General features: G+C 60.3%; 22 protein-coding genes. 16 read left to right on the top strand and 6 right to left on the bottom strand.

Translation table 11 applies throughout. From position 1 onward, the window contains the following. Window positions 1-297 precede the first annotated feature (297 nt). The 3 genes from FHT73_RS14545 to FHT73_RS14535 all read right to left on the bottom strand — a co-directional run bounded on the left by FHT73_RS14545 (window position 298) and on the right by FHT73_RS14535 (window position 2526). Window positions 298-1608 (bottom strand): MFS transporter, encoded by a 1311-nt coding sequence (locus FHT73_RS14545; RefSeq protein ID WP_183712445.1) that lies wholly within the window; start codon window positions 1606-1608, stop codon window positions 298-300. 164 nt (window positions 1609-1772) lie between these two features. Next, window positions 1773-1979 carry a KTSC domain-containing protein gene (locus FHT73_RS14540; protein WP_015342748.1) on the bottom strand — a complete coding sequence of 69 codons (207 nt, stop codon included), beginning with the start codon at window positions 1977-1979 and terminating at the stop codon, window positions 1773-1775. Between the two features lie 115 nt (window positions 1980-2094). After that, window positions 2095-2526: a VOC family protein gene (locus tag FHT73_RS14535; RefSeq protein WP_183712443.1), complete on the bottom strand. Its 432-nt coding sequence runs from the start codon at window positions 2524-2526 to the stop codon at window positions 2095-2097. Between the two features lie 68 nt (window positions 2527-2594). On the opposite strand from FHT73_RS14535, the gene FHT73_RS14530 reads away from it, so the two are divergent. The 14 genes from FHT73_RS14530 (at window position 2595) to FHT73_RS14465 (ending at window position 17592) form a co-directional block, all read left to right on the top strand. After that, a complete protein-coding gene (locus FHT73_RS14530; protein WP_183712441.1) occupies window positions 2595-3176 on the top strand; it encodes a TetR/AcrR family transcriptional regulator in 582 nt (193 codons plus the stop codon). A gap of 185 nt (window positions 3177-3361) precedes the next feature. Then, a complete protein-coding gene (locus FHT73_RS14525) occupies window positions 3362-4348 on the top strand; it encodes a BMP family protein (protein ID WP_183712439.1) in 987 nt (328 codons plus the stop codon). Between the two features lie 15 nt (window positions 4349-4363). Beyond that, window positions 4364-5788 carry an amidase gene (locus FHT73_RS14520; RefSeq protein ID WP_112415813.1) on the top strand — a complete coding sequence of 475 codons (1425 nt, stop codon included), beginning with the start codon at window positions 4364-4366 and terminating at the stop codon, window positions 5786-5788. Further along, window positions 5785-7311, top strand: a complete 1527-nt coding sequence (locus FHT73_RS14515; RefSeq protein ID WP_183712437.1) for an ABC transporter ATP-binding protein — start codon at window positions 5785-5787, stop codon at window positions 7309-7311. Before FHT73_RS14520 ends, FHT73_RS14515 begins: the two co-directional genes overlap by 4 nt. Then, entirely contained in the window at window positions 7301-8350 is a 1050-nt protein-coding gene (locus tag FHT73_RS14510) for an ABC transporter permease (protein ID WP_183712435.1), read from the top strand. Before FHT73_RS14515 ends, FHT73_RS14510 begins: the two co-directional genes overlap by 11 nt. After that, window positions 8347-9288 (top strand): ABC transporter permease, encoded by a 942-nt coding sequence (locus FHT73_RS14505; protein ID WP_112401296.1) that lies wholly within the window; start codon window positions 8347-8349, stop codon window positions 9286-9288. Before FHT73_RS14510 ends, FHT73_RS14505 begins: the two co-directional genes overlap by 4 nt. 15 nt (window positions 9289-9303) lie before the next feature. Next, window positions 9304-10596 (top strand): amidohydrolase family protein, encoded by a 1293-nt coding sequence (locus FHT73_RS14500; RefSeq protein ID WP_112411117.1) that lies wholly within the window; start codon window positions 9304-9306, stop codon window positions 10594-10596. Between the two features lie 257 nt (window positions 10597-10853). Next, window positions 10854-11738 (top strand): dihydrodipicolinate synthase family protein, encoded by an 885-nt coding sequence (locus tag FHT73_RS14495; RefSeq protein WP_112411118.1) that lies wholly within the window; start codon window positions 10854-10856, stop codon window positions 11736-11738. A gap of 21 nt (window positions 11739-11759) precedes the next feature. Continuing rightward, complete coding sequence (locus tag FHT73_RS14490) at window positions 11760-12419, top strand: GntR family transcriptional regulator (protein WP_183712433.1); 660 nt, start codon at window positions 11760-11762, stop codon at window positions 12417-12419. A gap of 59 nt (window positions 12420-12478) precedes the next feature. Next, window positions 12479-13810 (top strand): sugar ABC transporter substrate-binding protein, encoded by a 1332-nt coding sequence (locus FHT73_RS14485; RefSeq protein WP_112415807.1) that lies wholly within the window; start codon window positions 12479-12481, stop codon window positions 13808-13810. Further along, entirely contained in the window at window positions 13810-14745 is a 936-nt protein-coding gene (locus tag FHT73_RS14480; RefSeq protein ID WP_183712481.1) for a sugar ABC transporter permease, read from the top strand. The genes FHT73_RS14485 and FHT73_RS14480 overlap by 1 nt, the downstream gene beginning before the upstream one ends. A 1-nt stretch (window position 14746) precedes the next feature. Then, window positions 14747-15562, top strand: a complete 816-nt coding sequence (locus tag FHT73_RS14475; RefSeq protein WP_183712431.1) for a carbohydrate ABC transporter permease — start codon at window positions 14747-14749, stop codon at window positions 15560-15562. A 30-nt stretch (window positions 15563-15592) separates the two neighbouring features. Further along, the gene (ugpC, locus tag FHT73_RS14470) at window positions 15593-16651 is read left to right on the top strand and encodes a sn-glycerol-3-phosphate ABC transporter ATP-binding protein UgpC (protein WP_183712429.1); all 1059 of its coding nucleotides are present in this window, start codon (window positions 15593-15595) and stop codon (window positions 16649-16651) included. After that, a complete protein-coding gene (locus FHT73_RS14465; protein ID WP_183712427.1) occupies window positions 16648-17592 on the top strand; it encodes a sugar kinase in 945 nt (314 codons plus the stop codon). The genes ugpC and FHT73_RS14465 overlap by 4 nt, the downstream gene beginning before the upstream one ends. 97 nt (window positions 17593-17689) lie before the next feature. Here FHT73_RS14465 and FHT73_RS14460 read toward each other — a convergent pair whose 3' ends face one another. After that, window positions 17690-19102 carry an XRE family transcriptional regulator gene (locus tag FHT73_RS14460; RefSeq protein WP_183712425.1) on the bottom strand — a complete coding sequence of 471 codons (1413 nt, stop codon included), beginning with the start codon at window positions 19100-19102 and terminating at the stop codon, window positions 17690-17692. Window positions 19103-19309: 207 nt separating this feature from the next. Here FHT73_RS14460 and aceA point away from each other — a divergent pair, with 207 nt between their 5' ends. Together aceA and FHT73_RS14450 are read left to right on the top strand one after the other, a co-directional pair. Continuing rightward, window positions 19310-20599: an isocitrate lyase gene (gene aceA / locus FHT73_RS14455; protein ID WP_183712423.1), complete on the top strand. Its 1290-nt coding sequence runs from the start codon at window positions 19310-19312 to the stop codon at window positions 20597-20599. A gap of 26 nt (window positions 20600-20625) precedes the next feature. Further along, window positions 20626-20871, top strand: coding sequence for a hypothetical protein (locus FHT73_RS14450; RefSeq protein WP_015342730.1), 246 nt, complete (start codon window positions 20626-20628; stop codon window positions 20869-20871). 70 nt (window positions 20872-20941) lie between these two features. On the opposite strand, the gene FHT73_RS14445 is transcribed toward FHT73_RS14450, so the two are convergent. Beyond that, on the bottom strand, window positions 20942-21904 hold the full coding sequence (locus FHT73_RS14445; RefSeq protein WP_183712421.1) for an asparaginase domain-containing protein: 963 nt from the start codon (window positions 21902-21904) through the stop codon (window positions 20942-20944). Further along, window positions 21901-23352, bottom strand: coding sequence for an amino acid permease (locus FHT73_RS14440; RefSeq protein ID WP_183712419.1), 1452 nt, complete (start codon window positions 23350-23352; stop codon window positions 21901-21903). The genes FHT73_RS14445 and FHT73_RS14440 overlap by 4 nt, the downstream gene beginning before the upstream one ends. Window positions 23353-23579 lie beyond the last annotated feature (227 nt).

The following is a 23579-nucleotide window of genomic DNA, read 5'->3' as shown; positions in this document are numbered from 1 at the left end:
CATGGTGACGGGACGGGAGCCTGTCGCATCGGCCGAGGCAGAGCCAGGTCGAGATTAAAACGGGAGGGATTCGATGCGCGATGAAATATTGCCCCACGGCGTGAGCAGACGCGCCGTCCTAGGAGGTATGGCGGGAATGGCGGCCCTGTCTCTGGCAGGCCGCGTCGTTGGAAGCTCGAATTTACCCAGGTGCTCTAGAAGCTCGCCGAGCGTTTTGACGTCAATGCCGACGCCTCCCGGGAGCGGCCATCAGACCGCCCCTCTCATCCGAAGAATGTTCTGCTCAGATGAGCGCAATCATTTGACTCGGGCTGCGCCTGAATTACCGAAATCTTCCGGGCGTGGCGTGCGCGGCACCATGCGCCCTACCACTAGAACCAAAAGTGCCGCTGCCAGCAGGCAGGCCGCCAGGAAGAACATCGGCGCGATCGTGCTTCCCGTGGAATCCTTGATCCAGGGGACGACGTTCTGGGCGATAAAGCCGCCGAGATTGCCAACGGAGTTGATCGCGGCAAGACCCGCTGCCGCACCCGCTCCCTGCAGGAAGCGCGACGGCAGGCTCCAGAACACCGGCTGGCCCGCAAAAATGCCGGCTGCCGCAATGGAGAGGAAAACAAATTGCAGCGTATGGTCCGGGATAACGGCTGACAGAACCAGGCTCATAGCACCGACCAGCGCGGGAATGACGATATAGGGCGTCTTGGTCTCCGCCTTGTCTGCTGCCGCGGGCACGGCATAAAGAGCGATTGCGACAAGAAGCCATGGAATGATGTTCAGGAAGCCGTTCGTCGTGTTGCTGACGCCGAAATTCTTGACGATGGTCGGCAGCCAGTAGCTGAGACCGTAAGCGGCAAGCGGGAAACCGATATAGCAAAGCGCCATCAGCAGTACGCGCGGATTGATCAGCGCCTTGAAGCCATCGGCGGCGTTCTGCTCCATGCCCGAATTTTCCGCCGCGAGCCGGTCCTTCAGCCATTTCTTTTCCGTGTCGTCAAGGAACGGCGCCTTGGACGGCAGGTCCGGCAGATAAAACAGGGTGATGAAGCCGGCAAGGATGGCGGGAACACCGGTCACCAGGAAGACCCATTGCCAGCCGGCAATACCATAGAGCCCGTTCAAATCCAGCAGCACGCCGCCGAGCGGCGCACCGATCGCGTTGGCAAAGGCGCTGAAGATCATGAAAAGCCCGACCATCCTGCCGCGATAGGCCGAAGGATACCAGAGGGTCAGCAGATAGAGAACGCCTGGAAAGAAGCCGGCTTCGCAGGCGCCGAGCAAGAAACGGAGAATGTAGAACATGGTGGCATTCTGCGTATAGGCGAGCGCGACAGTGACCGCTCCCCATGAGATCAAGATACGCGCGAACCACCTACTGGCGCCGAATCTGTCAAGAAGCAGATTGCTCGGCACTTCGAAAATGAAATAACCGATGAAGAACAGCGACGCGCCGAGACCATAGGCATATTCGCTCATGCCGAGATCGCCGACCATCTGCAGCTTTGCGTAACTGACGTTCTGGCGATCGATATAGGCGATCAGATAAAGGATGCCCAGGAAGGGCATAATCCTCCAGGTGATCTTGGATATAAGCTGCTTTTCATCAATCACGCCGCGTCCTCCCTGGGAGATGGTTCTGATCGATGTAGATAGCGCAACTCAGCGTTTATCAATGCGCTGAAACATAAAGCTCGTTCGACTTCGCGACAGATGACGAACGAGCTGGCACTTTCAAAGCGAAAATGCCAATCAGAGTGTAGGCTGTAGGCTGCGCTTCAGGCGACGCGTTCGAATTTCGTGCGGATGTGCTCGATATAGTGCTGGCCGGGCGACGGCGCCTTTACCATGGCGATCGCCGCCTTTTGCGGAACGCCGGTGAACTGACGTTCCTCACCGTTCTTGAAGCGGATGTAAAGCCGTCCGTCATCCGGACGGAAATAGACTGATTTGATGATTTTTGACGAAACCGGAAGCTCTTGCATGGGTCACCTTACCTCTGCCGGCTTTGTCGCATGAAAAGCGAAATATTGGGTGAAGCGACCTAGTTAATCAAAGATAGAGTTGTATTGCTCGATTTTATCGATTGGGCTCAACACCTTACTGGCCAGAGGGCAAGGTACTCTCGGCATAAAGAGCTGCGAACTCGGCGCTTGGCGGTATCGGCTTGATGATGTCGATCAGGACGCCATTCGGATCGGACGTTATGAAATGTCGCTGACCGAAATCTTCGTCGCGGATCGCTAACAAAATAGGCAATCCAGCTTCCCGCACGTGGTCGTAGACCACATCGACGTCTTCCACTTCGAAATTGAGCAACAGCCCGGCTACCCGGCCACGCCCTTGCGACGGGATCGTCTCATGCCGGCCATCCAGAATGGCGAGATTGATACTGCTGTCTTCGGCCGATTGCAGATGGACATACCAATCGCTCGCGAAGTTTTCCCGAAACCCAAAATGCGCGATGTAGAAAGCGGCCGTCTCCTCCACCCGCTCGGTCATGATGACAGGATAATAGCTTGTCACCTTCATGCTTCACATCTCTCCAAAAAAGACATACAATCTGCCTGTATTTTTTACATAACATACAGGCTGCATGCATGCAAGATCCGCGCTCCAATCGTGAAAGAACCGAGAAGACCAAGGCTGCTCTCATCGCCGCGGCACGAGCCCTGTTCGTGGAGAAAGGCTATGCTGAAACATCGACGCCGGAGATCGTCGCAGCAGCCGGCATCACCCGCGGCGCGCTCTATCATCACTATGAAGACAAGCGCGCGCTCTTTCGCGCCGTCGTCAGAGAGGAGGCGCTGGCGGTCACCCGCACCATCGAGCAAGCGACGCCGGCGCAGCTTCCTGCTCGCGACGCGTTAATTGCCGGCAGCAACGGCTATCTCGATGCCATGCGGGTTAATGGTCGCACTCGACTTCTGCTGATCGAAGGACCGACGGTGCTGGGCTTTACGGAGATGAAAAAACTGGACGAAGAGACGACAGCCCTCACTCTCAGACAGGGTTTGCAAGCAACGCTCAATCACGGCCGTAATTCCGGCACTCCGGTGGACGCGCTTGCCGACATTCTATCGGCCGCCTTCGATCGGGCCGCCCTTGCGATCGATGCCGGCGGCGATGCTGACCGCTACCGTCAGGCGATCGGCCATATGATCGAACGGATCGCAGAGTGAAGTGCTTACCAGCCAAGCCCGTCAGATCGTTGCGCCTGAAGCGATGAAATAGCGACCGTGCCGCCACTGGCAACGAGCGGATATCGGCCACCCAGCACATTATTTGAGCACCGGGATCGCTTGACACATTTTTAGCCTCCCCATATGATTTTTACCAATTGATCAAAAAGCTGGGGAACTAAAAAATGACCAATGAAATCATACTGTCACGCCGTGCCGTCATTGCATCAGGCATCGCTCTCAGCGTCAGCGCTCTTGCGCCGGCTGCCCGCGCAGCCGCGCCGCTCAAAGTGGCAGGCATTCATGCCTCGCCGGTCGAAAACGCCTGGAATTCCTGTCTTCACAAGGCACTTCAAGATGCCGCCAAGGAAGGCGTTATCGAATACGTCTTTTCCGAGGGCGTTTCGGGCACGGACTATCCGCGTGCCATGCGCGAATATGCCGAACAGGGCAATAAACTGATTATCGGCGAGGCCTATGCGGTGGAGAAGGAAGCACGCCAGGTCGCCGCCGACTATCCGGATACGGCTTTCGTTCTCGGCTCCAGCGGCGAGGCAGCCGGCAGCAATTTCGGCGTCTTTGGCACCTGGAACTATGACGGCGCCTATCTCGCCGGCATGCTGGCGGGCAAGATGACCAAGTCCAATGTCGTCGGCTCGGTCGGCGCGATCCCGATCCCCGAAGTCAACATGCTGATCAATGCCTTTGCCGCCGGCGTCAAAGCGGTCAATCCCGACTGCAAGCATCTCGTCTCTTTCATCGGCACCTTCTTCGATCCTCCGAAGGCACGCGAAGCCGGTCTCGCGCAGATCGACGCCGGCGCCGACATTCTCTTCGGTGAACGCATCGGCACCGCGGATGCCGCCAAGGAGCGGCATATCAAATCGGTGGGATCGCTGATCGATTACACGCCACGCTACCCGGACACCGTCTTTGCCAATGCGATGTGGTACTTCCGTCCCATTCTCAATGCTGCGATCGCCGACGTTGCCGCCGGCAAACCGGTCGGCCGCAACTATACGGCCTATGGTCTCATGAAGGAAGGCGGCAGTGACATCGTCTATGTGAAGGGCATCGCACCAGCAGAGGCCGAAGCTGCAATGGAGAAGGTCCGCGCCGACATCAAGGCCGGGACCTTCGAAGTGCCGAAGGTAGCGGATCAGCCGAAGTAACTGCGTGGCGCGATCATGCGCAGCCCATCATACGCCGATGCCACGGAGCTAGCTGGCGCCATCAAATCCGGCACGCTTACCTGCGTGGATGCCATGCAGGCTGCGCTTGATGCCTGCGCCGAGCAAGATGGGCTTGGCGCCATTGCCTATGTCAATCCTGAAACAGGGCTCGCGGCAGCGCTCGCCCTGGATCAGGAGGCCTCGGTGCATCCCGAGCACTTTGCGCGGCGCGCCTTTGCCGGCGTGCCGACGGTCGCCAAGGATCTCGGCGGCCCCTTCCCGGGGCTGCCGGTGACCGCTGGCTCTCGCTTGTTCGCCCGCGCCGGCAAAGGCGCTGACAGCGATTTGGCAGAGCGCTTTCGTGATGCCGGCCTCTGCGTCTTCGGCTTGAGCACAAGTCCGGAATTCGGCTTCTCACTCGCATCCGAGCCGGCAATCGGCCCGATCTGCCGAAATCCGTTGGATCCGAGCAGAACCGCTGGCGGCTCGTCAGGTGGTGCCGCGGCCGCAGTCGCCACCGGTATCGTGGCGATCGCGCATGCGACGGATGCGGGCGGCTCGATACGGGTGCCGGCCGCCTGCTGCGGCCTTGTCGGGCTGAAGCCAACGCGCGGAGCCGTGCCCGCCGGTCCCTCCTTCGGCAATCATCTCGGCGGCATCGCCAGCGAACTCGCTGTCACCCGCTCCGTGCGCGACACCGCAACGATCTTCGATGTTGTCCGGGGAAGGACAAGGGGGCCGTACGCGGACATCGCTCAACACACGGCCAAGACGGGCAAACTTCGCGTCGGCCTCCTTACCGATACCGGGCGGCACTACGCTATCGAGTCGGATCGGGCCCAAGCGGTGGAAGCAGCGGCCAGGTTCCTGGAAAACCAAGGAAACGCGCTGATATCCATCCGTTGGGATGAGATGGAAAGTGCCATCCAGGCCAGCGCGCGTGCCTTTGGCGATATCATCTCCGTCAATATCGCCGGCGTGATTGACGATCTCAAACTGGACGTGCGCCTCGTGGAGACGATGACGCAAGCCTTCATCATGCGCGGACGCGCCATGCCGGCAACAGTCCTTTGGCGCTCGCTTAATGGCGCCGTCAGGGCAAGCCGCACTCTGTGGGAAATCTTCGACAGGGTCGATGTCATCGTCATGCCCATGCTTGCCGCCGCACCACCGCCGATTGGTTCTTTCCCCACGGATCACTCGGACATCGATTTGCATCTCGAGCGCATGACATCCTTCGCCCCGCTTGCCTCGCTCGCCAACATATCCGGCTTCCCGGCAATCACGCTCCCCTTCGGCAAAGACGCCCAGGGATTGCCGCTGCCAATTCAGATGATGGCGCCCATGAGCGAGGATAAGCTGTTGCTGCAGCTTGCATCTGCGCTCGAGGCCGAGCAACGGTGGCAACACCGCTTCCCGATTGCAGGCTTCGCGACATGACCACAGCCGTTCTCACCATCGAAGGTGTCAGCAAGCGTTTCGGCAGCACCCTCGCCAATGACAATATCTCGCTGTCCTTGGCAAAGGGCGAGATCGTTGCCCTGCTCGGAGAAAACGGCGCTGGCAAGACGACGCTGATGAGCATCCTCTTCGGCCACTATGTGCCCGATACCGGCCGCATCCTGATCGACAATGTGGAGTTGCCAAAGGGCAAGCCGCGCGCCGCAATTCGGGCTGGCGTCGGTATGGTGCATCAGCATTTCTCACTCGCACCAAACCTGACTGTGCTCGAAAACATCATGACGGGGACTGAGAGGTTATGGTCGCTCACATCTCAAATGACGGCGGCCCGCAACAAGCTTCTGGCGATCTCAGAACGTTTCGGCCTGAAGGTCGACCCCGATGCCCGCCTCGGCGATCTCTCGGTCGGCGAGCAGCAGCGGGTGGAAATCCTGAAAGCGCTCTACAACGATGCGCGCATCCTGATCCTCGACGAGCCGACCGCCGTTCTCACCCAGATCGAGGCAGAAAAGCTCTTCTCGACGCTGAAACAGATGGCCGCACAAGGCCTATCCTTGATCTTCATCTCCCACAAGCTCGATGAAGTCATGGCCACGGCCGACCGTATCGTCGTCCTGCGCGGCGGCAAGGTTGCAGCCGAAAGGCAGGCATCTCAGACCAGCAAGGCCGAGCTTGCCGAACTTATGGTCGGACATCGCGTCACGCGCCCAACTCGCGAGAAAAGCATCCCCGGCGCTATTGCGCTCGAAGCCCGCGACATCACGCTCAAAAGCGGCGGCGTCGAGCGCTTGAAGAAGATCAGCTTTCATGTCCGTGCCGGTGAAGTTCTGGGCATTATCGGCGTGTCGGGTAACGGCCAGGCGAACCTGGGGCAGATCCTGTCCGGCACCGCAAACCGTTCTTCCGGCGAGCTTCTTCTGTTCAATAAGCCCGTCGGCGATCTTGATGTGGCTGCGATCATCGAGGCCGGCATCGGTCGCATTCCGGAAGACCGAAATCGTGATGGTGCGATCGGCGAAATGGCGATCTGGGAGAATGCCGTACTCGAGCGCCTGTCCTCCTATTCGAAGCATGGTCTGGTCGACCGCAGTGCCGGCATGGCCTTTGCGCAGGAGATCATCGAGGCGTTCGATGTGCGCGGCGGCAATGCCGCGACCCGCACCCGGCTGCTGTCTGGCGGCAACATGCAGAAGCTGATCCTTGGCCGCAATCTCCATGAACGACCACGAATCCTGATCGCCGCCCAGCCAGCGCGCGGGTTGGACGAAGGGGCCGTTGCCGCCGTCCACGGACGCATTCTGGAAGCGCGCCGGCAAGGCACCGCCGTTCTATTGATCTCGGAGGATTTGGACGAAGTGATCGCCTTAGCCGATCGCATCCAGGCCATCGTCGGCGGTCGCCTTTCGGCACCGATCGATGCCAGTGAGGCCGATGCGCGCCTGTTGGGATTGATGATGGCCGGAGAATGGAAAGACAAGAGCGGGACCGAACATGCGATTTGAACGGCGCGAGCACCGCCCACTCTACATGATGACCCTGGCTCCCCTGCTTGCAATCATCGCAGCGCTCGCACTCGCCGGCATCCTGATTGCGATTGCCGGCGCGCCGGTCTTCGAGGCCTATCGGCGGATCCTGCTCGGTGCCTTCGGCTCCAGGCTTTCGGCAACGGAGACGCTGACCCGCGCGACGCCGTTGATCCTGACGGGATTGGCCGCCGCGGTCGCCTTTCGTGCCCGCCTCTGGAACATCGGCGCCGAGGGACAATTCTATTTCGGCGCCATTGCCGTTGCGGCCTTCGGGTCGAAAATGCTTGCCGGGCTGCCCGGCCCGATCCTCATTCCGCTGTTGATGATCATCGGCGCGCTCGCCGGGATGATATTGATCCTCGTGCCGCTATGGCTGCGGCTGCGCTTCTCCGTCGACGAGGTTGTGACGAGCCTCATCCTGAATTTCATCGCGGTTCTCTTCGTCTCCATGCTGATTGACGGCGTGCTGAAGGACCCGACGGCGTTCGGCTGGCCGCAATCCCAGGCGCTTGCCGATCACGCCATGCTGCCGAAACTGATCGCGCGGTCGCGCCTCCACATCGGCTTTGCAATTGCAATCGTCATTGCGGCGGCCGTCTATTTCGTCCAGTCGCGCACGGTCTTCGGCATGCAGTCGCGGGCAGCAGGCCTCAATCCGTCAGGCGCCGTCTTTGCCGGCGTTCGCTTCGGCTCAACGCTCTTCAAGGTCGCATGCCTTTCGGGCGGGCTGGCCGGCCTTGCCGGCGCGATCGAAGTGATGGGCGTCAAAGGTTACGTCACGACAGATCTTTCACCCGGCTTCGGCTATGCCGGCATCGTCGTCGCCATGCTGGCAAATCTCAACCCGCTCGGCGTCGTGCTTGCGGCGATCTTCACCGCAACCATGTTCGTCGGCGCCGATGGAATGAGCCGCAGCCTCGGCATCCCCACTTACATCGCCGACGTCACGGTCGCCCTGTCGCTGCTGACGATGCTGATCGCCTTGTTCTTCACCCAGTACAGGATCCGCCGATGAGCACGCTTGTCGATATCATTGCTTCGGCCGGGCTCTGGGCTGCCGTGTTGCGGATTGCGACACCCTTGATCTTCGGCACGCTCGGTGCGCTGCTTTGCGAGCGGGCCGGTGTCCTCAATCTCGGTATCGAGGGCATCATGACCTTCGGCGCGATGATCGGCTGGCTCTCCGTCTATCACGGCGCCGATCTGTGGACCGGACTTCTGATCGCGGCGATCGCCGGCGGCATTTTCGGGCTTCTGCATTCGGCCCTGACGGTGACGCTCGGCCTGTCGCAACATGTTTCAGGTCTCGGTGTGACGTTGTTTGCATCCAGTTTCAGTTATTACGTCTTCCGGCTGATCGTTCCCGTCGCCGGGACGCCGCCGACCATTACGCCGTTCCAGCCGATCGCCATTCCCGGGCTTTCCACCCTGCCTTTCATCGGCCCTGCTCTCTTCACGCAGACCGCCCCGACTTATTTCGCAATCCTGGTCGCGCTCGTCATGGCCTACCTCATCTTTCGCACACCGGCGGGGCTTGCGATCCGCATGACGGGTGAGAACCCGCATGCGGCCGAGGCTCAAGGCCTCAACCCGATGAAGATCCGCTATGGCGCGATCATTGCCGGCAGCGCCCTGATGGGCATGGGCGGCGCTTTCTTGACGCTTTCCGCCTTCAACAGCTTCTTTCCAACCATGGTGCAAGGCCGCGGCTGGATCTGCATCGCGCTTGTCGTCTTTTCATCATGGCGGCCGGGCCGGGCGCTGTTCGGCGCCCTGCTCTTCGCCTTCTTCGACGCATTCCAGCTGCGTCTGCAGACGGCGGTGCAGGGTGTGCCGTATCAGATCTTCCTGATGACGCCCTATATCCTGTCCATCGTCGCCCTTGCCGTCATGAGCAGGCGTGCCCGCGTGCCACAGGCGCTGATGCAACCCTATCGCCGTGGCGAAAGATAATCCAAGGAGCCTTCCATGTTCGATCTGATCATTCGTAACGCCAATCTGCCTGATGGCCGCAAGGGCATCGACATTGCGGTCAAGGACGGCAAGATCGCAGCAATCGAAGCCTCGATCGCCGCCGAGGCAAAGGAAGAAATCGATGCGACCAACCGGCTGGTGAGCCCGCCCTTCGTCGATCCGCACTTCCATATGGATGCGACGCTTTCGCTTGGCCTGCCGCGCATGAATATTTCCGGCACGCTTCTGGAGGGCATCGCGCTTTGGGGAGAGCTGCGCCCGATCGTGACGAAGGAGGAGCTTGTCGATCGCGCATTGCGCTACTGCGATCTCGCCGTCACCCAAGGCCTGCTCTTCATCCGCAGCCACGTCGACACCTCCGATCCAAAGCTGGTGACAGCCGAGGCGCTTCTGGAGGTGAAGGAGAGGGTCAAGCCCTATATCGACCTGCAGCTCGTCGCCTTCCCGCAGGATGGCTACTATCGCGCCAAGGATGGCGTGGCCTCTCTTGAACGCGCGCTCGACATGGGCGTCGATATCGTCGGCGGCATTCCGCATTTCGAGCGGACGATGGATGAAGGCAGAGCCTCGGTCGAGGCACTTTGCAGGATCGCGGCCGATCGCGGCCTTCCCGTCGACATGCATTGCGACGAAACCGACGATCCGATGTCGCGCCATATCGAGACGCTGGCGGCAGAGACTATCCGCTTCGGACTGCAGGGCCGGGTCGCAGGCTCGCACCTGACCTCGATGCATTCGATGGACAATTATTACGTCTCCAAGCTCATCCCATTGATGGCGGAGGCGAAGATCAACGTCATCCCCAACCCGCTCATCAACATCATGCTGCAAGGCCGGCACGACACCTATCCTAAACGGCGCGGCATGACGCGCGTGCGCGAAGTGATGGATGCCGGACTTAACGTCTCCTTCGGCCACGATTGCGTAATGGATCCCTGGTATTCGATGGGCTCGGGCGACATGCTCGAAGTCGGTCATATGGCCATCCACGTTGCGCAGATGGCGGGCATCGAAGACAAGAAGAAGATCTTCGACGCACTCACCGTCAACTCCGCCAGGACGCTCGGCCTTGAAGGCTACGGCCTGGAAAAGGGCTGCAATGCCGATTTCGTCGTACTGCAGGCCGTCGACACGCTGGAAGCGCTGCGCCTGAAACCCAATCGCCTCGCCGTTATCAAGCGCGGCAAGGTCATCGCCCGCTCGGCGCCGCGCATCGGCGAGCTTTTCCTCGACGGGCGGCCTTCGCAGATCGATGGCGGGCTCGATTATGTGCCTGTCGGGAACTAACACCTCGCCAGCCTAACAAGCGATATCATTGCAACGTCGCTGATCGTGCTTTCTCCGCGCGGTCGAGCCAAGCATGGTCTGCGCCACAAAATTCGGCGGCAACAGCACGCTGCATATCCAATATTCGTCGCGGCGGAAGTTCCCTCGCGATGCTCTTCCTCATCCAGTAAATCACATATGCATCACTGAAACGAACTTTACTTTACAACTAACATGTCAGTATGCTACGCACTAACTCATGAGTTTGGGAGGATCGGATGAGTGAGAATTTTGGCCTGTCGGCCGCGCTGGCAACAGCTTTCGACGCGGATGGCGAGATTGCAATCCCAGGCGTGATCGAGCAGGCGAAGCATTGCCTTGCCAATGGCTGCAAGAGCGTCACCCTTTTCGGCACCACGGGCGAAGGCGCGTCGATCGGCATGCAGGAGCGCAAGCAGGTTCTGGCCGCGATGCTCGCCGCCGGCATTGCGCCCAAGCAAATCGTCATGGGCGTGCTCGTCGATGCCGCCGAGGATGCCGCTGCCCAGGCTGGACAGGCGCTGGCACAAGGTGTCCGCAACATTCTCCTCGCCCCACCCTCCTACTTCAAGAATGTCAGCGACGACGGCCTCTTCAAATGGTTTTCGGCCGTTTTCACCATGCTCGGCACCCATGCCCGCGACGTGATCGTCTACAATATTCCGTCGGTGACGATGGTGCCGCTCTCGATCTCGCTGGTCGGCCGCCTGCGCGCCGCATTTCCGGATGTTGTTGTCGGCGTCAAGGACTCCTCCGGCGATTGGCCCTATACCGAGGAGTTGCTGAAGACGCATGGCGATCTCATCATACTGATCGGTGACGAGCGGCATCTGGCCCGCGGCGTTCGGCTCGGCGGACAGGGAGCAATCTCCGGCATGGCAAATCTCCTTCCTCGCGAAGTTCAGGTCATGGCGGAAAAGGGCATCGACGACGCCAATGTGGAGCGCTTCGTCGGGCAACTGCTGAACTATCCGGTCATCCCCTCGATCAAGGCCATTCTCGCCTGTTTGACTGACAACGATGGCTGGCTCGCTGTACGTCCGCCGCTCGTGGCATTGAACAGCCAAGATTCCGACACGCTCTTTGCCGCTTTCGGCGCGCTGTTTCGCGCCAAGGCAGCCTAACCGAACAGCCCGGAGCTCCCGATGGACGGACCAGGCGAACAGACGACGTTGAGAGAGAAAGCCTATGAGAGCTTCACGCGCCATCTTTTGGCGCGCGACGTTCGCCCTGGGCAATTCATATCGCAGCGGCGGTTAGTCGAACTAACGGGACTGACGCTCGGCGCGATCCGCGAATTGATCCCGCGCCTGGAGGCCGAAGGGCTGATCAAGACGGTTCCACAGCGCGGATTGCAGATCGCGCATATCGATCTCGACCTGATCCGGGAGGCTTTCCAGCTCCGTCTCTTTCTGGAAAAGGAAGCCGTCGCGCTGTTCACCTATTCGGCGTCAGACGAGACGATTGCCAAGCTTTTGAAGGACCATCGCGATATCGCGGATGCCATTCGGGCCGGCGACAGCTCGCAAGAACTCGAACTTCACGCGCAGTCGGTGGACTGGGGCATGCACGATGCCTTCATCGATGCGCTCGGCAACACGATCATCTCGAATGCCTATCGGGTCAATTCGATCAAGATGCGGCTGATCAGCCAGGACAGGTTTCGTATCAACGGCCATGTCGGCCCGGTTATGGAAGAGCATCTGAAAGTGCTTGAAGCCATTAAGAGGCGCTCAGCCGAAGAGGCGGTTACCGCGCTGGTAGCCCATATCGGCGGAGCGCGGGATCGCGCGTTAAAGATGTAAACAGCTTTAGACAACAGGCCGCGAATGAGGAGATTTTCGGCCAGAGGAGGAGGAACAACATGTCATCGTCATTTTTCAATCCGACACGTCGCGGCTTCATGGCCGGCACGGCCGCACTAGGCGCAACGAGCCTTATGGGCGTGCGCACCGCCTCAGCCGCGGTAGACTGGAAGCGCTTTGCCGGCACGACGCTCGAGGTCAATCTGGTCAAGAGCCCGCGCAGCGAGACGATCCTCAAATACCTAAGCGAGTTCGAAGCCCTGACCGGCATCAAGGTCAATGCCGAGGCGACGCCGGAACAACAGCAGCGACAGAAGACCACGATCGAGCTCAGCTCCGGCAAGCCAAGCTTCGACGTCGTGCATCTGAGCTATCACGTCCAGAAGCGCCAGTTCGAAAAGGGCGGCTGGCTTGCCGATATCAGCGGCTTCATGAAGGACCCGTCGCTCACCGATCCGTCGTTGACGGAGAGCGATTTCGCCGAGGCTGGCCTGAAGTTCGCCAAGGATTCCGCAGGCGTCATGCGCTCCCTGCCCTTCTCGGTCGACTACTGGATCGTCTACTGGAACAAGGCCCTGTTCGAGAAGAAGGGCCTCGCCTATCCGGAAACCTTCGAAGATATGGCGAAGGCCGCCGAGGCGCTGACCGACAAGTCGACCAATACCTACGGCTTCGTGGCACGCGGCCTGAAGAATGCCAACGCGCCGGTGTGGACGACCTTCATGCTCGGCTATGGCACGACGCCGCTTTCGGCTGACGGCAAGCTGCAGACGGAATCGCAGGGCGCGGTCGACGCTGCCAAGCTCTATCAGCGCCTGATGACGAAATCGGCGCCTCCGGGTGTCTCCGGCTTCAACTGGGCCGAAGCGCAATCGGCCTTCCTGCAGGGCAAGATCGGCATGTGGGTCGATGGCGTCGGATTTGCGCCGCCGATCGAAAACCCGGAAAAATCCCGCGTCGTCGGCCAGGTTGGCTACGGCGTCATGCCGAAAGGACCGAATGCGCAGGCAGCGGCGACGACCGGCGACGGCCTCGGCGTGACGGCGGCCAGCCAGAAAAAGGAAGCCGCTTATCTCTTCTGCCAATGGGCGATTTCGCACGACATGGGCGCGCGCCTCCTGCAGGCAGGCGCCGGTGTTCCCTTCCGCCAATCCATCCTGGAGGATCAGAAGGTGCGCGAGGGTGTGAAGATGCCGGGTGCCTGGCTCGATGCTGTCGCCGGCTCCGCCAAGGTCTCTCAGCTCGCGCTGCCCGTTATCATCCCGGTCACCGAGTTCCGCGACATCTACGGTGTCGCGCTGACGAACATGATCGGTGGCGCAGATCCCGCAGCTGAACTGAAGACGGCGACCGCCCAGTTCGAGCCGGTTCTGGCACGAAGCGAGGGATGATGGCTTCTGTGAGCATCGAAGATACTGCGGCGAAGGCAACCAAAGGAAGGAGCAAGCCGCAACGGCTTGCTACCAACTACTGGCCCTTCGTCATCCCCGCGCTGATCGTGATTGCCGCTGTCATCGTCTTTCCCTGGGTTTTCACCCTGTGGATGAGCGTGAACAAGTGGACGCTCGGTCAATCGCAGAGTTTCGTCGGCTGGGACAATTATGTGCGGCTGGCGACTGACGCACGCTTTTGGGAATCCCTTTGGCACACGGTTTTCTATACCGTGCTCTCCGTCGTCGGCCCCTTGATCTTCGGAACGCTGGCCGCACTCATCTTCGATGCGAACTTTCCGTTGCGCGGTTTCCTGCGTGGCATCTTCGTCATGCCGATGATGGCAACGCCGGTTGCCGTGGCCCTCGTCTGGACCATGATGTTCCATCCGCAACTCGGCGTGCTCAACTACCTGCTATCATTTGTCGGCATCGGACCGCAGGAATGGATCTACAACCAGACAAGCGTCATCCCCTCGCTTGTTCTGGTCGAAGTCTGGCAATGGACGCCGCTGGTCATGCTGATCGTGCTCGGCGGCCTCGCCTCCGTGCCGCGCGAACCTTATGAGAGCGCCGAAATCGACGGCGCCAACGCCTGGCAGAAGTTCCGTTATCTGACGCTGCCGATGATCTCGCCCTTCTTGATGATCGCCGTCATCATCCGCGGTATCGATGCGATCAAGAGCTTCGACATCATCTATGCGATGACGCAGGGCGGCCCGGGAACGGCATCCGAGACCATCAACATCTACCTCTACAACACCGCCTTTTCCTATTACGACATCGGCTATGGCTCGGCCATGGCTGTGGTGTTCTTCATCCTCATCGTCGCGCTCTCCTTCATCCTCCTGATGATGCGGCAGCGGACGAAATGGACCGACGCGGAGGGACATTGAGATGAAACGCTCGACACTCAACCGTATCGGCCTGTTCTTCGTGGCCCTGGTCATCGTCTCGCCCGTTATTCTGTTCTTCCTCTGGATGATCTCGCTGTCGCTGAAATACGAGATCGATAACGGCGCCTATCCGCCAATCCTCATTCCGGACCGTTTCGCCTGGGCGAACTACGTCAATGTCTTCCAGGAAAACAACTTCTTCCTCTATTTCTGGAACTCCATTCTCGTCACGGGGGCGGCCACCCTGCTCGCGCTCGTCATCGGCGTGCCGGCCGGCTACGGCATCGCGCGACTGAAGGCAGAGAAGTCTGCCGTCGTCATTATGATCGCTCGCATGACGCCCGGTCTTTCCTTCCTCATCCCGTTGTTTTTGCTGTTCCAATGGCTCAATCTGCTTGGAACGCTCTGGCCGCAGATCATCATCCATCTCGTCGTCACAGTGCCGATCGTCGTCTGGATCATGATCGGCTATTTCGAGACGACGCCGATGGAACTGGAGGAGGCGGCAAGCATCGATGGCGCGACGCCATGGCAAGTCTTCCGCCTCGTCGCCCTGCCGATCGCCCGTCCCGGCATCGTCGTCGCCTTCATTCTTTCGGTCATCTTCTCGTGGAACAATTTCGTCTTCGGCATCGTGCTTGCGAGCCGCGAGACCCGCACACTGCCGGTGGCCGTCTATAACATGCTCTCCTTCGAGCAGGTGAGCTGGGGACCGCTTGCGGCGGCGGCCCTGATCGTGACGTTGCCGGTGCTCGTGCTGACGATGTTCGCGCAACGGCAGATCATCGCCGGTCTGACGGCCGGCGCGGTCAAATGACCGCCTCCCCTTTTGGAAAGGATCACATTCATGGCACCCGTCAATATACAGAGCATCCAGAAGCGCTATGGCCAGGTGAAGGTCATTCACGATATCAGCGTCGATATCGCCGACGGCGAATTCGTTGTCCTCGTCGGCCCTTCGGGCTGCGGAAAGTCCACCCTGCTGCGCATGATCGCCGGGCTTGAAGAGGTCAGCGACGGTGAAATTCATATCGGTCGGCGCGAAGTCAGCCATCTGCCGGCGCGCGACCGCGATATCGCGATGGTCTTTCAGAACTATGCGCTCTATCCGCATATGACGGTCGCCGAAAACATGGGCTTTGCGCTGAAACTGAAAAAGGCAAACGCTTCGGAAATCGCGGCCAAGGTGCAGAAGGCGGCCGCCATCCTCGGTTTGGAAAATCTGCTGGATCGTCTGCCTCGTCAGCTTTCCGGCGGCCAGCGCCAGCGCGTCGCCATGGGCCGCGCACTGGTGCGGGATCCGCAGGTCTTCCTGTTCGACGAGCCGCTCTCCAACCTCGACGCAAAGCTGCGCGTGCAGATGCGCGGCGAGATCAAGTCCATGCATCAGCGCGTCGGCACAACGACGATCTACGTGACACACGATCAGGTCGAGGCAATGACCATGGCCGACAAGATCGTCGTGCTGCATGGCGGCCTGATCGAGCAGGTCGGCGCGCCGCTCGAACTCTACGATCGTCCAGCCAACCTGTTCGTCGCGGGTTTCATCGGTTCGCCCTCGATGAACTTCATCGACGGCAGGATCGAGGAGGGCGCCTTCCGCAGCGACAAGGGTCTCATCCTGCCCTTGCCGGAGGGCTTTCCGATCGCGGAGCACGGGGGACGTCCCCTCGTCTACGGCATCAGGCCCGAACATATCCGCGCTGCGGCAAGCGGCCTGTCGGCAAGCGTCGGCATTGTCGAAGGCACGGGATCTGAGATCTATGTCAAGCTCGATTGCGGCGGCGAGGAAATCTCCTGCCTGTTCCGCGAGCGGCTGGATATCCGCTTCGGCGACAAGATCGAAATCGGCGTCGATCCGGCAAGCATCCATCTTTTCGACAAGGCAAGCGGAAAGCGACTTTGACCGCTCCATCCATCTTCGATCCGCCCGCCGGCGCGGCCAAGCACGTTCTTTGCGTCGGCGCCGCTGTTCTCGATACGCTCTTTCGCGTCCATACCCTTCCGCACGGTCAGGGGAAGGTTTTGCCTTATGACATGCTGCAGATCACCGAAGGCATGGCCTCCAGCGCTGCCTACGTCATTGTCCGGCTCGGTGGCGAGGCGAGCCTGTGGGGCGCCGTTGGTGACGACGATACCGGCGAGCGCATTATCCGCGATCTGGATGCCGCCGGCATCGATATGCACGGCATGCTGCGTGTAGGCGGCGCCCGTTCCGCTGTCTCGACGATCCTGGTGGACGATGACGGCGAAAGGCTGATCGTTCCCTTCTACGATCCGAAGCTGCACCATACGGTGAAGGAATTCACGGCCGAGCATATCGCTGCATTCGATGCTGTGCTGGTGGACGTTCGCTGGCCGGCGCTGGCGCTGCAGGTTCTCAAAACTGCCAGAGCGATGGGCAAGCCCGCCATTCTCGACGGCGACGTGGCTCCTGACGGCATCATCGAACGACTGGCACCGGAAGCGACCCATATTGTCTTTTCCGAGCCGGCCGCACAGCGCCTGACGGGAGCGAGCGATGTGTCCGCGATGGCGCATCGTCTGAAACAGCGCTTCGATCATGCTTTCATCTGCATCACGGCAGGGTCGGCCGGCAGCTACTGGTTCGACGAGCAAAACAACGCCGTCGCGCATTGCCCGACCATTTCCGTCAAAGCCGTCGACACGCTTGCCGCAGGAGACATCTTCCACGGCGCCTTCGCGCTGGCGATTGCCGAGGGAATGGCGCCGGCAGACGCAATCCGCTTTTCCTCCATAGCCGCTGCCATCAAGTGCGAGTCCTTTGGAGGACGATCCGGGGCACCGACGCGGGCCGAGGTGATCCGCCGATCCCGTTCGCTTTGAAAGCCCGGTCGCGAGCGCAGCATTCTCGATGAGGCTAGGTCTTCCACTCGTCGCGGCGAGGTTCAGGCCTTATTTTCAACAATGGCAATCAAGGCAATCACTGAAAATCGAACACACTGAGACCGGCCGCCATTTCATCGAGGCCAAGCGGGCGCGTCACCGGCGGCTCGGCTCTCGCCAGACAGCCCTGCCGTTCGCATAGGCGGCAGGCGGGGCCGATTGGGGTCTGATTGGCATCCAACCCCTTGCCATAGACCACCTCGTCACGATGGGCGATATCGCAGCCGATCAGAAGTGCCGTGCGGCGTACCCTTTCTCCGAAATCGGCTCGCGGTCCCTCAATCGTTCGCGATACGGTCAGGAAGCCGGCCCCGTCAGGCATCTGGGCAGCGTCCACCAATATCTGTCCGGGCTGAGCGAAGGCGGCATGGATGTTGAGTTTCGGACAGCCGCCGCCGAAGCGCGCCTGCGGAAAGCCTTGGGCGCCCGCCTTGCGCAGGCGATGGCCGGCATTGTCGATCTCCATCAGGAAAAACGGAATGCCGGATGCGCCTGGTCTCTGCAGGCTGCTCAGCCGCGTCGCGGCTTGCTCATAGGAGACGCCGAAGCGAGCGCCGAGGGCTTCGATATCATAATGCAGTCGCTGCGCTGCCGAAAGATAGGCGCCATAGGGCATCAGAAGCGCATGGGACGCGTAGCGCGCCAGCTCGAAGCGGGCGATGCGGTTGGCTTCTGGTGTCGAAAGCGTGAGGGAGGTCAGCTCGGCGGCGATCTCCTCGCGCAGGGCCAAAAGAGAGACTTCTGTCGCAATCTCCCGGATCTGATCAAAGGGCGACAGACGCTCCGACAGGAAAAGCCGCATCGAATGCCGGTCATAGCGCCGACGCAAGCCAGGCATGGCGTGCACCGGCAACAGGCGTACCGCGATGCCATGCTCGGCCTTTAGCCATGCCTTCAAAGCGCCCGTCAGGTCGTCGCCGGGCGATAGGCGTTCATGGAAGGTTTCCGCAGCATCTTCGATGCGAGCAAAGAAATTTGGGCGCGACTGCAGGCGATCGTGAACCTCGTCGAGCGGCAGGCGCGGTCCGGCGACCTCGGCAACCCTGCCCTCGCGGGCTAGAAGCTCGGCGAGATCGGACAGTCTTGCGGCCTGCTCGCGATAGGCGCGATAAAGCCGGATCATGCCGTTTGCCGCATTCGGCGCAGCTTCGGCGAGTTCGATCAGCTCCTGATCGCCGGGGATCTCGCCTGCCAGCAATGGATCGGCAAAGATTTCACGCAATTGCCCTGCGCTGCCGCCCTGCTCGCCCTGCAATTCGTCGAGATCAACCTTGTAGACCGCCGACAGCTTCAACAGCAATTGTACGGTCAGTGGCCGCTGATTGCGCTCGATGAGATTGAGATAGGACGGCGAGATATCGAGCGCCTGCGCCATCGTCGTCTGCGTCAGACCGAGGCCCATGCGGATGCGCCGAACCTTCGGGCCGGCAAAGATCTTGCGCTCAACCATGAGTCATACCTTTTACAATTCTTCAGTCGGCAACCTTTTACAAGATTTACAATTTTACCGAAAACGGATGTCAACAATAACACATCATAACCCTTTTATCTAACAGCATTTTCCAGTTTTGCTCGCTGTTTCAGCATCAATGTTGTAAAAATAGTTATGCAGTCGAGATCGATCGGAGGATCGAGAGAAAAGTATCGGGAGAATAGTATGACAGATTTTTACAAACTGGTTCCCAGCGCGCCCGCCGGACGTTTCGATGGTATCGAGCGCCCCTATCAGGCCGCGGATGTGGAGCGGCTGCGCGGCTCGATCACCATTCGGCACTCATTGGCCGAAATGGGTGCGAACCGTCTCTGGCAGCTCATTCACGAGGAGGATTTCGTCAATGCGCTTGGCGCGCTTTCGGGCAATCAGGCCATGCAGATGGTTCGCGCCGGCCTGAAGGCGATCTATCTCTCGGGATGGCAGGTCGCCGCCGACGCCAATACGGCCTCGGCCATGTACCCCGACCAATCGCTGTATCCTGCCAATGCGGGTCCAGAGTTGGCCAAGCGCATCAACCGCACGCTGCAAAGGGCCGACCAGATCGAAACCGCCGAAGGCAAAGGGCCTTCCGTTGACACATGGTTTGCGCCGATCGTCGCCGATGCCGAAGCGGGCTTCGGTGGCCCCCTCAATGCCTTCGAGATCATGAAGGCCTATATCGAGGCGGGTGCGGCCGGCGTCCACTTCGAGGACCAGTTGGCATCGGAGAAGAAATGCGGCCATCTCGGCGGCAAGGTGCTCATTCCGACGGCGGCGCATATCCGCAATCTCGACGCGGCGCGGCTTGCCGCCGACGTTATGGGCGTGCCGACCCTTGTCGTGGCGCGCACCGATGCCGAAGCAGCGAAGCTTCTGATCTCGGACATCGACGAGCGCGACCGACCCTTCGTCGACTACGACGCCGGACGCACGGTCGAAGGCTTCTATCAGGTCAGGAACGGCATCGAGCCCTGCATCGCCCGTGCCGTCGCCTATGCACCGCATTGCGACCTCATCTGGTGTGAGACGTCGAAACCGGATCTGGAACAGGCACGTAAATTTGCCGAAGGCGTGCATCGGGTCCATCCGGGCAAGCTGCTAGCTTACAATTGCTCGCCGTCCTTCAACTGGAAGAAGAACCTGGATGATGCGACGATCGCAAAATTCCAGCGCGAGCTTGGCGCCATGGGCTACAAGTTCCAGTTCATCACGCTTGCCGGCTTCCACCAGCTGAATTTCGGCATGTTCGAGCTCGCCCGCGGCTACAAGGCTCGCCAGATGGCCGCTTACTCCGAGCTGCAGGAAGCCGAATTTGCAGCCGAGGCCAATGGCTACACCGCCACCAAGCACCAGCGCGAAGTGGGCACCGGCTATTTCGATGCGGTCTCGCTGGCGATCACCGGCGGCCAGTCATCGACAACGGCCATGCACGGATCGACAGAGCATGCCCAATTCAAACCGGCAGCAGAGTGATATCAGGAAATTAGGAGGAGAATGACATGGCATCGATAGCACGCGTTCGCGAGAGAGCGGAGGAGCAATCTCTCACCATGAATGCCGATCAGCAGGCGGTCATCCGCATGCTGGCCAACGAACTGCATCGCCTCAACCAAACCGTCATGAATGCGGTCGAGGCCGGCGTTTCGGTCGAGCTCGTCCGCTCGGCCCGTCACCACGGCGGCAACGGCAACTGGGGCGACCTCCTGATCCCCGTCGTCGTCGCCAAGGCAACGCAAACGGCATAACGAAGACAGTATTCAGCGAATGTTCGGGCCGCGCCGTCAATCGAGGGGCGGCCCGTTTTCGTGGCTGCAATCAGGGCGTAGGGTCGCTGGCGAAGTCCGCAAACGTGTGCTCGATCGCCTCCGCGCTTGCACCGGACGCGACGAGGGATGCCAGCAAAATTCTCGCCTGCCCCGGGCGTAGCGTCGAGGAATGGATTGCCCCGGCCGCAGCAAGGTCATGCCCGCCGCCGCCACCGCCATAGCTGGAAACAAGCAATCCATCCGGTACGCGGCTGGAAACCACGACGGGTACGCCGACATCGGCACACCGCCTGACGGCTTCGACCAGACGCGGATTGGCATTGCCGGAACCGAGGGCAGCCAGAACGATGCCATGGGCGTCGGCCCTAAGGCTCGCATCCACATGCACCGAGTCACAGCCAGGGTAGATTGCGACGACATCAATCCGCACGTTATCAAGTGCCGCCGCAAGGCACGGGCTTGGCGGATTTTCGAGCGGCCGCGATTGTCGAAAAGCGTCGGCAACATCGGAAGAGTGCTTATAAAGCCCCCAAGCCGGCAGCAGGCGGCCGCCGAAACAGACGAGCACGCCGCGGCCCGCATTGGCCGGATCGACGGCTGCGGCAACGGCCGCGGCGAGATTACCCGGTCCGTCGGCTTTGGGATGATCAGCGGTAAATTGCGCACCGGTAAACACGACGGGCTTAATCAAGCCATGCTGCAGATGGACAAGCAGCGCCGTCTCTTCCATGGCGTCCGTACCATGCAAAATGACGATGCCGCTGATGGCATCATCGGCGAGCAGTTCGCCGACCTTGTCGCTAATCTCCTGCATGTCAGCGAGCGTCAGGCTCGCCGAATCCTTCGCCATCAGCTCGATGGGTCTGAGATCGACAGGCATGTTGGGAAGAAGCGCCAGCAGGCTTTCACCCGTCAACGACGGTATGCTGGCGCCGCTATTGGTGCGCTCGCTTGCAATGGTGCCGCCGGTGGCAATGACTGCCACCAGCGGATTGACTTGCCCTGCCGTCACGACTGGCCCCGCTCGGCCGCCAGCCGATAGATGCGGTCACGCAACAGATACCAGCCGATGACAAGAGCCGGTGCGATCAGGATGAGGGACGCAATCGTCCACGTGCCGACGGGATAGTCGAGCGCCATCAGCACCAGTACCGCGAAGAGGAAAACGAGCGTCAGGATACCGGTGTAGGGCGCGCCGAACATGCGGAAATCCGGGCGGGCCATCTCGCCGCGCTGCGACAACTTCCAGAGCTTCAGTTGGCACAATACGATCACGCCCCAGGCGGAGATGATACCGAGCGCCGAGATATTGAGGGCAATCTCGAAAGCGGCCGACGGAACGACGGCGTTCAGCGCCACGCCGATGACGGTCACGACAGCCGTCACGGCGATGCCGACATAAGGCACGCCGGCCTTATTCATCTTGGCGAGCGCTGCCGGTGCCGAGCCCGAAACCGCCATCGAATGCAAGATGCGACCCGTCGAATAAAGGCCGGCATTGAGCGAGGACAGAACGGCCGTCAGCACGACGAGGTTCATGATGATATCGGCACCTTGGATGCCGATCGTCCCGAAGAAGGTGACGAACGGGCTCTCACCCGCCTTGTAGGCCGTATAGGGCAGAAGCAGCGACAGAAGCAGGACCGAGCCGACATAGAAGACCAACAGACGGGCAACTACCGTGCGGATCGCACCCGGCATCACCTTGCGCGGATCTTCGGTTTCGCCAGCGGTCGTGCCGATCAGTTCGATCGATGCATAGGCAAAGACCACGCCCTGTATGATGACGAAGGCCGGCAAGATGCCATTGGGAAAGAAACCGCCGCTATCGCTGATGATGCTGAAGCCTGCTGAATGACCGGCAATCGGCGTACCTGACACGACGAAATAGATGCCAATGACGAGGAAGCTGACCAGCGCCAGAACCTTGATCAGGCTGAACCAGAATTCGAGCTCGCCGAAGACCTTCACCGATAGAAGGTTCATGGCCAGCACCACCAGCAGCGCGATCAGCGCGAAGACCCACTGGTCGATACCGGCCAGCCAGGGCACGTAGTGCTTGAAGAAATTCATGTAGAGGGCGACGGCCGTCACATCGGCAACCGATGTCATGGCCCAGTTCAGCCAGTACATCCAGCCGACGGCAAAGGCCATCTTCTCGCCATAGAACTCGCGGGCGTAAGAAACGAAGGAGCCGGAGCTCGGGCGATGCATGATCAGTTCGCCAAGCGCGCGCAACACGAGAAAGGCAAAGAAACCGCAGAGCGCATAGACGAAGATGAGAGCCGGACCTGCCGCGGCAAGGCGTCCGCCTGCGCCAAGGAAAAGACCGGTGCCGATCGCGCCGCCAATGGCGATCATCTGGATCTGCCGCGGCTTCAAGGCCTTGTGATAGCCAAGGTCCTCATTGACCGGCGGCCGGCGATCCGCCGGAATATTCTGAATAGGTTCGACTGACATTGCTCCTCCCTCGAGCCGTTTGTCCATGAGCGGATCCGGGGTGCTGGTGTTGCACCCGACCGGATGCCATTGCCTTAATCTGGCCGTCGATCGAACTTAGCGATCGCCGGTCATGCTGTAATGCTGTATGACAGATTTCCTCTTAGACACAGAAATAACGGCGGGTCAAGCCAAACGACACTTATTGACGCGGCGGGAGCTAAGGGATAACTGATTTCTAAATCTGT

This window comes from Rhizobium sp. BK098, assembly GCF_014193155.1.
In the GTDB taxonomy this organism is placed as follows: Bacteria; Pseudomonadota; Alphaproteobacteria; order Rhizobiales; family Rhizobiaceae; genus Rhizobium.
The sequence above is the reverse complement of the archived record's forward strand: the minus strand, read 5'-3'. Positions and strand labels throughout refer to the sequence as shown.